Below are 14,109 nucleotides of genomic sequence, written 5' to 3'. Positions count from 1 at the left end.
CATGGTCGCGATCTCGCGCGAGCGCTACGTCGCGCTCTACGGCCCGACGACGGGCGACCAGGTGCGCCTCGGCGACACCGACCTGTGGATCGAGGTCGAGGAGGACCGCACGTTCGGCGGCGAGGAGGTCGTCTTCGGCGGTGGCAAGTCGATCCGCGAGTCGATGGCGCAGGGGTCGACGACCCGCGCCGAGGGCGCGCTCGACACGGTGATCACGAACGCCGTCGTGCTGGACTGGTGGGGGATCGTCAAGGCCGACGTCGGGATCCGGGACGGGCGGATCGTCGCGCTCGGGCGCGCGGGCAACCCCGACGTCGCGGACGGCGTGCACCCGGACCTGCACATCGGCCCCTCGACGGACGTCGTGAGCGGCGAGGGCAAGATCCTCACCGCGGGCGGCATCGACTCGCACGTGCACCTCATCTCGCCGTCGCAGGTGGTCGAGGCGCTCGCGACGGGCATCACGACCGTCGCGGGCGGCGGCACCGGGCCGAGCGAGGGCACCAAGGCCACGACGGTCACGCCCGGCGCGTGGCACCTCGAGGCGATCCACCGCTCGCTCGACCGGCTCCCCGTGAACGTGCTGCTGCTCGGCAAGGGCAACACCGTGAGCGCCGAAGGGTTGCGCGAGCAGGCGATGGCGGGCGCGGGCGGCTACAAGGTCCACGAGGACTGGGGCTCGACACCGGCCGCGATCGATGCGGCACTGAAGGCGGCGGAGGACTGGGGGCTCCAGGTCGCGCTGCACTCCGACTCGCTCAACGAGGCCGGGTTCGTCGAGTCGACGCTCCGCGCGATCGGCGGCCGCTCGATCCACGCGTTCCACGCCGAGGGCGCGGGCGGCGGCCATGCACCCGACATCCTCACCGTCGCGAGCCACCCGAACGTCATCCCCGGATCGACCAACCCGACCCTCCCGCACACGGTCAACACCGTCGCCGAGCACCTCGACATGCTCATGGTGTGCCACCACCTCAACCCGCAGGTCGCCGAGGACCTCGCGTTCGCCGAGTCGCGCATCCGCGGCACGACCATCGCCGCCGAGGACGTGCTCCACGACCTCGGCGCCATGTCCATCACGTCGTCCGACGCGCAGGCCATGGGCCGCATCGGCGAGGTCGTCACGCGCACGTGGCAGGTCGCGCACGTCATGAAGGCACGCCGCGGCGCGCACCCGGGCGGCGCGCGCGGGCCGGAGCTGCTGGCGGACAACCTGCGCGCGCGCCGGTACGTCGCCAAGTACACGATCAACCCGGCCGTCGCGCACGGGATCGACGCGTACGTGGGATCGGTCGAGCCGGGCAAGGTCGCCGACCTCGTGCTGTGGGAGCCCAAGCTCTTCGGCGTCCGGCCGAGCGTCGTCATGAAGGGCGGTGCGCTCGTGTGGGGCGCGCTGGGCGACCCGAACGCGTCCATCCCGTCGCCGCAGCCCGTGCTCATGCGCCCGGCGCTCGCCGACGCGATCGGGGCCGACGTGTCCATGTCGTTCGTCTCGCCCGCCGCGCTCGACGACGGCCTCGAGGAGCGGCTCGGGCTCGCCCGACAGCTCCTCCCGGTCGCGGACACGCGTGGCGTCGGCAAGGCGCAGATGAAGAACAACGACTACCTGCCGCAGATCGACATCGACCCGGAGTCCTTCGCGATCGAGGTCGACGGCGAGCTCGTCGTCCCCGCCCCCGCCGACCGGCTGCCCCTCGCGCAGCTCTACTCGCTGTTCTGAGCCATGAGCGAGACGCACGAGGTCGACGCGGAGGGGCGCGCGGAGCTCATGCTCGCGCTGCTCGCGGACGCGCGCCTGCCCACCGGCGGGCACACGCAGTCCGCGGGCCTCGAGCCCGCGCTGCGGGCGGGCATGCCCGCGGCGCACGTGCCCCGCTACGTGCGCGCGCGTCTCGCCACGGTCACGCGCGTCGAGGCGGCCACGGCGGTCGTCGCGCGGCACGCAGCGCTCGCGGCCGGTCCCGTGCCCGACGGCGTGGCGTCCGCGGCGGGCGACCTCGCCGACACGTGGCTCGCCTGGACGGCCCGGACGCCGTCGCCCGCGCTCCGCGAGACGTCGCAGCGGCTCGGCCGCGGCTATCTGCGGCTCCTGCGGCGACTGTGGGCCGGGCACCCCGCGGTCGCCGCGCTGGACGCGGCGGCGGTGCTCGTCGCCGACGCGCGCCGAGCCGACGGGTCGCCCGACGCGGACGACGGCGCGACGTCGGCCGAGCGAGCGCCGTCGGGCGCCGACACCGGTGCAGGGCGTCGGGCGGCGACGGGCCGCAGGGCGCCGCAGCCCCCGCGACCGGTGGTGCTCGGCGTGACCGCCGCGTGCGCGGGGCTGTCCGCGCTCCAGGTCGCGCGCCTCGTCGGGTACGAGGACGTGCAGACCGTCGCCGCCGCGACGCTCAAGCTCGAGCCCGTCGACCCGGTCGTCGCGACGGGCTGGGTCGTCGCCGCCCAACCCACGATCGACGTGCTCGCCCACGACGTCGCCCACCTGACCGACCCCCGCGCGATCCCCGCGCACGGCGCACCGCTCGTCGAGCAGTGGGCCGAGTTCCACGCCCGCACCACCGAGAGGCTGTTCAGTGCCTGATCAGACGACCCCCGCCAGTACTCGTTCCCTGCGCCTCGGCGTCGCCGGCCCCGTCGGCACGGGCAAGAGCTCGCTCATCGCGCTGCTGTGCCGCGAGCTGTCCGGCGTGCTGCAGCTCGGCGTCATCACCAACGACATCTACACCGACGAGGACGCGCGCTTCCTGCGCTCCGCGGGCGTGCTCGACCCCGAGCGCATCCGCGCGGTCGAGACCGGCGCGTGCCCGCACACCGCGATCCGCGACGACGTGACCGCGAACCTGCTCGCGGTCGAGGACCTCGAGGAGGACTTCGCGCCGCTCGACGTCGTGCTCGTCGAGTCCGGTGGGGACAACCTCACCGCGACGTTCTCCCCGGCGCTGGTGGACGCGCAGATCTTCGTGCTCGACGTCGCGGGCGGCGGGGACGTCGCGCGCAAGGGCGGCCCGGGTATCGCCCGGGCGGACCTGCTCGTCGTCAACAAGACCGACCTCGCGCCCTACGTGGGTGTCGACGTGCCGCGGATGGTCCTCGACGCGACGGCCGCGCGCGACGGCGCCCCGGTGCTCGCCCTCTCGCGCCTCGACCGCGAGTCGATCGACGCGCTCACCACGTGGGTGCAGACGCTGCTGGCGGCGCACCGCGCGGGCGCGCACGTGCCGCAGGACCCGGGTCCGATGGCACCGCACTTCCACGCGGACGAGGAGGGCAACGGCTTCCTCCACAGCCACGAGGAGGGCGACGCGTCGCACGACCACGGGCACGGGCTCCCCCATGCCGACGAGCACGGCGGCGCGGCCGCGGAGCCGGTGGCCGCCGTCGTGCGCGACTGAGGCCCGGGGCGACGAGACGCTCGTGGACGAGGTGACGCGGGTCGGGGCGTACCGGGAGGGGGGTCGCGTGCGGTGCGACCTGCGCCCGGGCGCCCTGAGCCCGCGCGTCCTGTCCACCGGCCCGGGCACCGCGCGGGTGGCGCTCGTGGCCACGCGCGCGCTGCTCCTCGGCGGCGACCACGTCCGCGTCGAGGTGCTCGTGGGGCGGGGCGTCGAGCTCGAGCTCGTCGAGGTGTCGGGCACCGTCGCCTACGCCGGGCGCGGCCGGTCGGCCTCGTGGGACGTGGACGTGCGGGTCGACGTCGGGGGGCTCCTGGTGTGGGACGCGCTGCCGTTCGTCGTGGCGGACGGGGCCGACGTCGAGCGCTCCACGCGCCTGGCGCTCGCCGACGGCGGGGCGCAGGGTGCCGGTGGCGTCGCGCTCCTGCGCGAGACGCTCGTCCTGGGCCGCACCGGTGAGGCGGGAGGGCGGCTGCGGTCGCGCACCGGGGTCGAGCTGTCGACTCCTCCCGACGCCCGGGTGCCCCGCGGTGCCGCCACGACCGGTGAGTCCGCGGCGCCGGGCGGGTCGGGTCCTGCATGGCAGCACGAGCCGACGCGGCCGCAGCGCGTGCACGAGCTCTTCGTCGAGGACCTGGACCTCGGCGACGACCGTGCGCTCCCCGGGATCCTCGGCGCCGCCCGGGTCGTCGACTCGGTGCTGTGCCTCGGCGCCCGGCCTCCCGTGATCGACGCGCCCTCCGGCACGAGCCCGGAGCCCACCCGACGAGCAGGCCCGCCCACGCCGGCCGGACCGCTGCGGCTCGACCTCGACGGACCCGGCGCGATCGCCCGCCACCTCGGCGCGAGCACCCACGACGCAGGGATCGACGCCGTCGTGGCGGCCTGGACAGCGGCCGCGCGCACCGCCCGAAGGACCGCCTCGCCCGGCGACGACGCGCCGCCCGGCCGTGCCGTGCCGTCGGGCGCGAACCTCTCCGAACCCCGTACGACACTGCTGACGACAGGAGCCTGACATGCACGTCCCCGACCACTTCCTCAACGACCCCACGTCCGCGACGACGGCCGTCGTCTCCCTCGCCGCCGTCGGCTACGCGGCGTACCGGGCGCGCGAGGACCTCACCCCACGTCGCGTCGCGCTCACGGCCGCGACGACCGGGTTCGTCTTCGCCGTCCAGATGCTCAACTACCCCGTCGCGGCCGGGACGAGCGGGCACCTCATGGGCGGGGCGCTCGCGGCCGCGCTCGTCGGGCCGTGGCTCGGCGTGCTGTCCGTGACGCTCGTGCTGCTCGTGCAGGCGCTCGTCTTCGCGGACGGCGGGCTCACCGCGCTGGGCACGAACGTGCTGCTCATGGCGGTGGTCGGGACGCTCGTCGGCTGGGCGGCGACGCGCGGGGTGCTGCGCCTGACGCGCGGCCGGGGCGCAGGCGCCGCCGCGGGGATAGGAGCGCTCGTCAGCGTGCCCGCCTCGGCCGCGGTGTTCGCCGGGCTCTTCGCCGTCGGCGGGACGGTTCCGGTCCCGGTGGGCGAGCTCGTCGGCCAGATGCTCTCCGTGCACGCGGTCATCGGGCTCGGCGAGGCACTGATCACCGCGGGCGTCGTCGGCCTCGTGCTCGCCGTCGCTCCGGGCGTGGCGGCGGTCGAGGGAGTGGCGCGCTCCGCGGCGAACGGCGCCCTCGTGCCCGACGCCGTGGCCTCGCCCGGTGCGGTGGTCTCGCCGGGTGCCGTGCGGCGCGCGGTCCTCGCGCTCGGGTCGGGCGCGCTGCTCGCCGCGGTCGTCGTGTCGTCGTTCGCGGCGGCCACGCCCGACGGGCTCGAGGCGACCGCCGAGTCGGTCGGCTTCGCGGACGCGGCGCGCGACCACGCGTTCGCGGGGATGCCGCTCGCCGACTACGGCGAGGCCGGCGGGATCTTCGTCGGCGTCGCGGGCCTCGTCGGCGTGGCCCTCGTCGTCGCCCTCGCCGCAGGGCTGACCGTCGCGCTCCTGCGCACCCGGGGGAAGGAGGCCACCGCGGCCGCCCGACCGTGACCGGCGCGTGACCCGCGGCGCCTACGCTTGCGCCCGTGCACGACGACGTCGCCCCTCGCCGGTCCTGGTACGCCGCGGTAGCGGTCGCGGTCCTCCTCGCGACCGGGCTCGGCGTCGCCGCCGGGCTGGGCGACGTCCTCGCCGTCGAGGCGGCGCCGGCGTTCGCCGCGCCCGAGGACCCGGCCGCCGCACCACGGACGCCTGTCGCGGAGGTGCCCCCGGTGTCGGTCGTCGCGCTGCCCGACGACAGCCTCAGGCTGTCGCTCGCGGCCGACGCGCTCGTCGCCGCGCTCGCCGGCCGCGGGCGCGACGCCGAGGCGCGGGCGGGCGCCGGGGGAGCGGGCGAGGGCGGTACCCGGGCCCCGGCCGGTGAGCTGCGCGTCGTGACCGGCACCGACCTCGGCTCGGACGACCCCGAGGCGTACCGCGTGACGGTCGTCGCGGACGGCTGGCTCCTCGAGGCGGCTGATCCTGCCGGCGCCGCGCACGGTCTGTACGAGGTCGCGGACCGCGTGCGCACGGGCCGGGCGGCGCTCCCCGCCGGGGCCGGGGACCCGCAGGACGGCGCGGTGCGGGAGCCCGCGCTCGGCATGCGGCTCGTCGACAAGGGGGCGACCGGCATCGAGCCGGACGCGCAGGGGTGGCGCGAGGGCGATCCGTACTCGCACAACGGGGGGTCGTTCGCCGACGCGATCCTCTCGGAGGCTCCCTACGTGGACGACGCCGCGCTCGCCGACGACGCGGCGGACCTCCGGGGCTACGTGGCGTCCCAGCTCGCCCAGGGGTTCACGGGGGTCGTCGTCCCGGGCTTCCTGGAGTACGTCACGTTCGACGGGGTGGGCGACGGGCACGACGTCTACCCCGTGGGCGACGAGCACCTCGACCGCGCGCTCGCGATGCGCGAGGGGTTCGGCCCGCTGTGGGCGGACACGGACGAGGCGGGCATGGACGTCTACCTCCAGACCGACATGCTCATGCTCAGCACGCCGCTGCGCGACTACCTCGACGGACGCGGGCTGGACGTGCACGACCCCGCGCTCTGGGACGTGTACGCCGCCGGTCTCGACGAGCTGTTCACCGCGATGCCCGCGGTCGACGGGATCATGGTCCGCATCGGGGAGGCCGGCCGGATCTACGACCTGCCCGGCTGGGACTACTGGTCCGAGCTCGCCGTCACGGACGAGGAGGCGGTCCGGGCCATGCTCGGGGCGTTCACGCGTGTGGCCGAGGAGCACGGCAAGGACGTCATCTTCCGGTCGTGGTCGGTCGGTGTCGGCGCCGTCGGCGACCTGCACACGAACCCCGAGTCGTACGAGAGCGTGCTCGCCGGGATCGACTCGCCGTCGCTCGTCGTGTCCACGAAGCACGTCGCCGGCGACTTCTACTCGTGGCTGCCGCTCAACCCCACGCTGGAGGTCGGGACGCAGCGCCGCATCGTCGAGCTCCAGTCGCGGCGCGAGTTCGAGGGCTTCGGCGCGTTGCCCAACGACCTCGCGCCCGCCTACGCCGCGGCGCTCGACCACTACCTCGCCGCGAACCCGGGCGTCGAGGGCGTGTGGGCGTGGGCGCAGGACGGCGGTCCGTGGAAGGCCGGGCCCATGAGCCTGTACCGCAAGTCCGGGTTCTGGCAGCTCTACGACCTCAACACGTACGCCGCGGCCCGCCTGGCCGTCGATCCGGGCGCGGACCCGGGGGAGATCACCGCCTCCTGGGCGCGGGCGACGTTCTCCGACGACCCGGCGACCGTCGCGGCGGTCGGGGAGGCGATGGCCCGCTCGCGCGACGCCGTGCGGCAAGGGCTGTACATCGAGCCGTTCGCGGAGAACCGGGTGCGGGCGCTCGGGCTCGAGCCGCCGCCGATGATGTGGATCTTCGAGTGGGACATCGTCTCCGGCGACGCCGCGGCGCTCGACTCGATCTCGTCGATCGTGGGTACCGACCCGGAGGACGTCGAGGCCGCGGTCGCCGAGGGGCGCCGCGCGGTGGAGACCGTCGCGGAGATGCGCGCGCTGGTCGGCAGCACGGACCCGGCGACGTGGCGCGACGAGGGGCTGCGGACGCAGCTCCTCGACGCGATCGACTACGAGGCCGACCTCTTCACCGTGCTCGCCGACTACCGCGAGGTCGTGCTCCAGCACGGGCGGTGGCTCGCGACCGGCGACGGCGCGGCCCGCGCCGCGTGGGACGACGCCCGGGCCCGGTTCGACGCGTCCCGGTCCGCGCACGTCGAGCGGTACGGGGACGACCTCTACCTGCCCGCGTACACGTTCACCGCCGCCGACCTCGGCCTGGAGCGTGCCGGGCGGGACCTGCCCGCCGCGTGGGCCGCACGGGCGCTCGGCCTCCTGCTCGTCGTCGCGCTGCTCCTGGGCACCGCGCCCGGGCAGCGCCTCCTCGCGCGCCTCGGCCGTCGCCGTGCGTCCGGTGGCCGAGGCCCGGCCGGGCCGGTCGCCGGCGGTCTCGCCCTGCGCGCGCTGTGGCTCGGCGCGACCCGCCCGTGGCGCGTCGCCGCTGCCGTGACCGGCGCCGGACGAGCCGACCGCGTCGTCCTGCTGGTGCTGCCCGTGGTGGCGGTCGTGCTCAGCCGCGTCGTGTACACCTGGGCGCTCTCCTGGGTGCACCTCGCGCTCGTGCTCGGGGCGTGGGTGCTGTTCGTCGGCGTCCTGCGGCTGGTCGCCGGGAGGCGCGGCTCCCTCGCGCTCGCGGGCGCGGTCGGCGGCGCGGCGGTACTGCGCACGGTCCTGCTGCTCGGGGCGCTCGTGCCGACGGGTCCCGGTGGGTACTGGTACGGGCTGTGGGCGGAGCCCGGCCCGCGGACGGCGTACGTGACGCTCGCGACGGCGGCGTTCGGGTGGGTCCTCGTCGCGGCGTGGTTCGCGCTGCGCTCGCTCGGCGCCGGGGTCCTCGCCGCGACAGGCCGGGTCCTCGTGGCGGTCGCCTCGCCGCTCGTCGTCGGTGGTGCGGTGGTGGCCTGGGTCGGGCTGGAGCCCACGCTGACGGCCTGGAACGACCAGATGATGGTCCTGCCGTGGGGGCTGTCGAGGATCCTCGGCCTCACCGTCCACCTGGGCATCCCCGCGGACCTCCCGGTCCTGGTCGCCGCGGCGGGCCTGGTGGTCGGCGGCGTCGGGGCCCTGGCCTGGCGGCTCGGCCGTCGGGTGCCCGACGCCGCGTGACCGAATCGTGACCCCGTGACACGCGCCGTTAACAGCACGGGCAGATCGGGCGAAACACGGCGTCACTAGCGTCGACACCAGTGGGCACCCTCACGGGCACATGAACGTATACATGCCTGTACCCGGTGCTCGCGGCGAGCGACCGCCTGCCCGGCGGCCGCCGGCCTCCTGCTGAGAAACCTGCGGAGAACTCCGCTGTGCGACCCTCGCTGAAAGGACTCTCGTGACACCTTCACGCGCCACGACCCGTCTCGCCCCGGCTGCCGCTCTCGTCGCCCTCGCGCTCACGCTCACCGCGTGCGGCGCGAAGACGGAGACCGGCGACGGCGCGGGCGCCGCGACCAGCGCCGCCGAGAGCTGCGTCGACACCTCCGGCGACACCGTCAAGATCGGCTTCCTCAACTCGCTCTCCGGCACCATGGCGATCTCCGAGCAGACCGTCGCCGACTCGCTCGCCCTCGCCGCCGAGGAGATCAACGCCGACGGCGGCGTGCTCGGCAAGCAGCTCGAGATCGTCCAGGAGGACGGCCAGTCCGAGCCCACGGTCTTCGCCGAGAAGGCGGAGAAGCTCATCACGAGCGACTGCGTCGCCGCGGTGTTCGGCGGCTGGACGTCCGCGTCGCGCAAGGCGATGCTCCCCGTCTTCGAGGCCCAGGACTCGTTGCTCTTCTACCCGGTCCAGTACGAGGGGCTCGAGTCGTCGCCGAACATCTTCTACACCGGCGCCACGACCAACCAGCAGATCGTCCCCGCGCTCGACTACCTCAAGGAGCAGGGCGTCGAGTCGATCTTCCTCGTCGGCTCCGACTACGTCTTCCCGCGCACGGCGAACAAGATCATCAACGCCTACGCGGAGGCCAACGGCATCGAGGTCCTCGGCGAGGAGTACGCGCCCCTCGGCCACACCGACTTCTCCACGATCGTCAACAAGGTGAAGTCCGCCGGGGCGGACGCCGTGTTCAACACGCTCAACGGCGACTCCAACGTCGCGTTCTTCAAGGAGTACAAGAACGCCGGCCTCGGGCCGGACACGATGCCCGTCGTGTCCGTGTCGATCGCCGAGGAGGAGGTCGGCGGCGTCGGCGTCGAGAACGTCGAGGGCCAGCTCACGGCCTGGAACTACTACCAGACCATCGACAGCCCCGAGAACACCACGTTCGTCGAGGCGTTCCAGGCGAAGTACGGCGCCGACCGCGTGACCTCCGACCCCATGGAGGCGGCGTACACGTCGCTCTACCTGTGGAAGGGCATGGTCGAGAAGGCGGAGTCGTTCGACGTCGCCGACGTCCAGGAGGCCGCCGACGGCGTCACGTTCGACGCCCCCGAGGGCTCCGTCACCGTGAACGGCGACAACCACCACATCGCCAAGACCGCGCTCATCGGCAAGATCGGCCCCGACGGCCTCATCTACACCGAGTGGAGCTCGGGCGAGCCGATCGAGCCCGACCCGTACCTCGAGGGCTACGACTGGGCCGAGGGCCTCTCCTGACGACTTCGTCGCTCCCGACCCGCTGAGTCCGGCGGGGACCGGGGGTGTGCGTGCCGGGTCTACCATCCGCCCGCTCGTTCCTCGCGGGCTCCCGCCAGTCCCGCCACGACCCGGCACGCACACCCCCGGCCCCCACCTCGGCGGTCACGTCACCCGTCCTGCTACGCACCCACCGGAAGGCACGACGCCCATGGATGTGCTGTTCTCGCAGCTCTTCGCGGGGCTGAGCCTCGGCTCGGTCCTGCTCCTCGCCGCCCTCGGGCTGGCGCTCACGTTCGGTCAGATGGGCGTCATCAACATGGCGCACGGCGAGTTCATGATGGCGGGCGCCTACACGGCGTTCGTCGTGCAGGGGGTCGTCGGGAACGCCGGCGTCTCGCTGCTCGTGTCGCTGCCGCTCGGGTTCCTCGTCGGCGGTCTGCTCGGCCTGCTGCTCGAGGCGACGCTCATCCACCGCATGTACAAGCGGCCGCTCGACACGCTGCTCGTCACGTGGGGCGTCGCGCTCGTGCTCCAGCAGGTCGCGCGCGACGTGTTCGGCGCCCCGAACGTCGACGTCCGCGCCCCGGCCTGGCTGAGCGGCGCCGTCGACCTGTTCGGCCTCGCCGTCCCGAAGACTCGCGTGTTCATCCTCGCGCTGGCGGTCGTCGCGGTCGTCGCGCTGGCCGTCGTGCTCAAGGTGACGCCGCTCGGGCGGCGGATCCGCGCCGTCGTGCAGAATCGCGACCTCGCCGAGGCGAGCGGCGTCTCCACGCGGACGACGGACCGCCTGACGTTCTTCATCGGCTCGGGCCTCGCCGGGATCGCGGGCGTCGCGCTCACGCTCCTCGGGTCCATCGGCCCGACGCTCGGCACGAGCTACATCGTCGACGCGTTCCTCGTCGTCGTCGCCGGCGGCATCGGCCAGATCAAGGGCACCGTCATCGCCGCGTTCGCGCTCGGGCTGCTGCAGGCGACCTTCGAGTACTCCACGACGGCGAGCATCGCCAAGGTGCTCGTGTTCGTCGTCATCGTCGTCTTCCTCCAGGTGCGACCCCAGGGCCTCGTGTCGGTCCGGACGAGGAGCCTCGCATGAGCGCCGCCACGACCGGGGGGACCTCCCGGCTCACCGCCCTGTACCGTTCCTCGCGCGCCCGCGTGATCGTCGGGTTCGCCGTCGCCGCGGTCCTGCTGTTCGCCGTCGCACCCGCGACGCTCTCCACGTTCCGCCTCGGCCTGCTCGGCAAGTTCCTCTGCCTGGCGATGGTCGCCGTCGGCATCGGCCTCGCGTGGGGCCGCGGCGGGATGCTCACCCTCGGCCAGGGGGTGTTCTTCGGCCTCGGCGCCTACATCATGGCGATGCACCTCAAGCTCGCGGACGCCGGGCCGGACGGGGTGCCCGACTTCATGATGCTGTACGGCTCGGGCGAGGTGCCGGGCTGGTGGGAGCCGTTCCGGTCGCCTGTCGTGACGATCCTCGCCATCGCGATCGTGCCCGCCGGTGTCGCGGCGCTGCTCGGGTTCGCCGTCTTCACGCGGCGCGTGCGCGGCGCGTACTTCGCGATCCTCTCCCAGGCGCTCGCGGCGGCGTTCGCGATCCTGCTCATCGGGCAGCAGGCGACGACGGGCGGCACCAACGGCCTCAACGGGTTCCGGTCGTTCTTCGGGTACGACCTCGCCGACCCGGTGAACAAGCGGATGCTCTTCTTCATCGCCGCCGGGGCCCTGCTCGTCATGGTCGCGATCGCGCGCCAGCTCATGGTGTCGAGGTTCGGCGAGCTGCTCGTCGCCGTGCGCGACCAGGAGAACCGGGTGCGGTTCCTCGGCTACGACCCGGCGAAGGTCAAGGTCGTCGCGTACGCCGTCGCGGCGTTCATGGCCGCGGTGGGCGGCGCGCTGTTCGTGCCGATCGTGGGGATCATCTCGCCCGCCGACGTCGGCGTCGTCCCGTCGATCGGCTTCCTCATCGGCGTCGCGATCGGTGGCCGGGCGACGCTCCTCGGCCCGGTGCTCGGGTCGATCGCCGTGAGCTGGGCGCAGACGAGCCTGTCCGAGGCGTTCCCGTCCGGCTGGATCTACGCGCAGGGCGCGCTCTTCATCCTCGTCGTCGCGTTCCTGCCCGGCGGGCTCGCCGAGCTGTTCACGCGGTGGCGCCGCTCGCGCCGCGGCTCCGTGCCCGACGGCGGAGCGCCCGTCCCGGTGGGCGGCGGCGCCTCGGACGGGGGCCGCCCGGGCGAGCCGGACCCGGGTGACCCGACGGCCGAGGCGCCGACCGCCGTCGACCACGACCCCGCGACCTCCGGGAGGACCGCATGACCACGCAACCCACCGGACCGGCGTCGGGCACGGCGCCGGCGCCCGAGGCGGGCGCCGCCGTCCTCGAGACCGGCGTCGCGGGCGACGGGCTCGACCTCGAGGCCGCGCAGTCCGTCCTCGGCGTCGACGACTCGCGGTTCCGGCACGACTACCTCGAGGTGCGCGGGCTGCGCGTCGAGTTCGACGGGTTCGTCGCCGTCCAGGGCGTCGACCTCACCGTCACGGCGGGGGACCTGCGGTTCCTCATCGGGCCCAACGGCGCGGGCAAGACGACGATCGTGGACGCGATCACCGGTCTCGCCAAGGCGTCGGGGTCGGTGCAGTTCGGCGGGGTCGACCTGCTCGGCAGGAAGACGCACCGCATCGCGCGGGCCGGCGTCGGGCGCACGTTCCAGACGGCGAGCGTGTTTGAGGAGCTCAGCGTGCTCCAGAACCTCGACATCGCGGCGGGTGCGGGACGCGGGCCGCTCGCGCTCCTGCGGCGTCGCACCTCGACGCCCGAGGCCGTCGAGCAGGCGCTGGAGACCGTCGGGCTCGCGCACCTGCGCGACGTCCAGGCCGGCATCCTCGCGCACGGGCAGAAGCAGTGGCTCGAGATCGGCATGCTGCTCGTCCAGGACGCCCGGTTGCTGCTCCTCGACGAGCCCGTCGCGGGCATGAGCCAGGCCGAGCGCGAGCAGACGGGCGAGCTGCTCCAGCGCATCGGCGCCCAGCGGACCGTCGTCGTCGTCGAGCACGACATGGAGTTCCTGCGGGCCTTCGCGAGCTCCGTGACCGTGCTGCACCTGGGCCAGGTGCTGGCCGAGGGCACGTACGCCGAGGTCCAGGCCGACCCGCGGGTCCAGGAGGTCTACCTCGGCAGCGCCGGCGCGACGCGCGGCGCTCGCCGCCGCACCCCGGGACGTGACCCGGGGAGCGAGCCCGCGGCGTCGGGCACGGGGGAGCGCGCGACGAGCCCGGCGACCACCACGAACGACGACGAGGAGGCGTGATGCTCGAGCTCACGGGACTGCACGCGGGCTACGGCCGGACCATGGTGCTCCACGGCGTCGACGTCACGGTGCCCGCGGGCGGCGTCGCCGCCGTGCTGGGGCACAACGGCGCCGGCAAGACGACGCTCCTGCGGACCGCGCTCGGGCTGCTCAAGGCCCGGTCGGGGAGCGTCGTGCTCGACGGCGAGGACGTCACCCGGCTGCCGACGCACCAGCGCGTGCGGCGCGGCCTCGCGTACGTGCCGCAGGGGCAGCAGTCGTTCGGCGACCTCACGGCGCGCGAGAACCTCCAGCTCGTCGCCGACACGTCGCGCGAGGGGCCGCGACGCCTCGACGAGGCCCTCGACCTCTTCCCGGCGCTGCGCGGGCTGCTCGGGCGGCGCGCCGGGCTCCTGTCCGGCGGCCAGCGCCAGCAGCTCGCCATCGCGCGCGCCCTCATCACCGGCCCGCGCGTGCTCGTGCTCGACGAGCCGACCGAGGGTATCCAGCCGTCCGTCGTGACCGAGATCGAGGACGCGATCCTCACGCTCACCGACGCGGGCGGCCTGTCGGTGCTGCTGGTCGAGCAGCACGTCGGGTTCGCGCTCGGCGCCGCGCGCGACTACGTCGTCCTCCAGTCCGGGCGCGTGACGAGCCGCGGGTCGGGCGGCGAGGCGGCCGAGGAGAGCGTCCGTGCGGCGATGGCCGTGTAGTCGACGTGGCGTCGACCTTCGAGTCGTGCCCGGCGCCACCGCC

11 protein-coding genes are annotated in these 14,109 nt (G+C 74.5%); all 11 read left to right on the top strand.

What is annotated here, in order from left to right:
* Position 1: 1 nt before the first annotated feature.
* The 11 genes from ACN9MS_RS16460 to urtE all read left to right on the top strand — a co-directional run bounded on the left by ACN9MS_RS16460 (position 2) and on the right by urtE (position 14,066).
* Positions 2 to 1,720 (top strand): urease subunit alpha, encoded by a 1,719-nt coding sequence (locus ACN9MS_RS16460; RefSeq protein ID WP_426309527.1) that lies wholly within the window; start codon positions 2 to 4, stop codon positions 1,718 to 1,720.
* A gap of 3 nt (positions 1,721 to 1,723) precedes the next feature.
* Entirely contained in the window at positions 1,724 to 2,581 is an 858-nt protein-coding gene (locus ACN9MS_RS16455) for an urease accessory UreF family protein (protein WP_426309526.1), read from the top strand.
* The gene (ureG, locus tag ACN9MS_RS16450) at positions 2,574 to 3,392 is read left to right on the top strand and encodes an urease accessory protein UreG (protein ID WP_426309525.1); all 819 of its coding nucleotides are present in this window, start codon (positions 2,574 to 2,576) and stop codon (positions 3,390 to 3,392) included. Before ACN9MS_RS16455 ends, ureG begins: the two co-directional genes overlap by 8 nt.
* Before the next feature lie 22 nt (positions 3,393 to 3,414).
* Positions 3,415 to 4,407, top strand: coding sequence for an urease accessory protein UreD (locus ACN9MS_RS16445; protein ID WP_426309524.1), 993 nt, complete (start codon positions 3,415 to 3,417; stop codon positions 4,405 to 4,407).
* Between the two features lies 1 nt (position 4,408).
* Complete coding sequence (locus ACN9MS_RS16440) at positions 4,409 to 5,422, top strand: energy-coupling factor ABC transporter permease (RefSeq protein WP_426309523.1); 1,014 nt, start codon at positions 4,409 to 4,411, stop codon at positions 5,420 to 5,422.
* Positions 5,423 to 5,457: 35 nt separating this feature from the next.
* On the top strand, positions 5,458 to 8,598 hold the full coding sequence (locus ACN9MS_RS16435) for a hypothetical protein (RefSeq protein ID WP_426309522.1): 3,141 nt from the start codon (positions 5,458 to 5,460) through the stop codon (positions 8,596 to 8,598).
* A gap of 223 nt (positions 8,599 to 8,821) precedes the next feature.
* Positions 8,822 to 10,087, top strand: coding sequence for an urea ABC transporter substrate-binding protein (gene urtA / locus ACN9MS_RS16430; RefSeq protein WP_426309521.1), 1,266 nt, complete (start codon positions 8,822 to 8,824; stop codon positions 10,085 to 10,087).
* 190 nt (positions 10,088 to 10,277) lie between these two features.
* Entirely contained in the window at positions 10,278 to 11,162 is an 885-nt protein-coding gene (urtB, locus tag ACN9MS_RS16425) for an urea ABC transporter permease subunit UrtB (protein ID WP_141390001.1), read from the top strand.
* Entirely contained in the window at positions 11,159 to 12,382 is a 1,224-nt protein-coding gene (gene urtC / locus ACN9MS_RS16420; RefSeq protein ID WP_426309520.1) for an urea ABC transporter permease subunit UrtC, read from the top strand. The genes urtB and urtC overlap by 4 nt, the downstream gene beginning before the upstream one ends.
* The gene (gene urtD / locus ACN9MS_RS16415; protein ID WP_426309519.1) at positions 12,379 to 13,374 is read left to right on the top strand and encodes an urea ABC transporter ATP-binding protein UrtD; all 996 of its coding nucleotides are present in this window, start codon (positions 12,379 to 12,381) and stop codon (positions 13,372 to 13,374) included. Before urtC ends, urtD begins: the two co-directional genes overlap by 4 nt.
* Positions 13,374 to 14,066, top strand: a complete 693-nt coding sequence (gene urtE / locus ACN9MS_RS16410; RefSeq protein WP_426309518.1) for an urea ABC transporter ATP-binding subunit UrtE — start codon at positions 13,374 to 13,376, stop codon at positions 14,064 to 14,066. Before urtD ends, urtE begins: the two co-directional genes overlap by 1 nt.
* The last annotated feature ends 43 nt before the right edge of the window (positions 14,067 to 14,109 follow it).

The sequence above is a fragment of the Cellulosimicrobium sp. E-16 genome (assembly GCF_049913115.1).
GTDB lineage: Bacteria > Actinomycetota > Actinomycetes > Actinomycetales > Cellulomonadaceae > Cellulosimicrobium.
The sequence above is the reverse complement of the archived record's forward strand: the minus strand, read 5'-3'. Positions and strand labels throughout refer to the sequence as shown.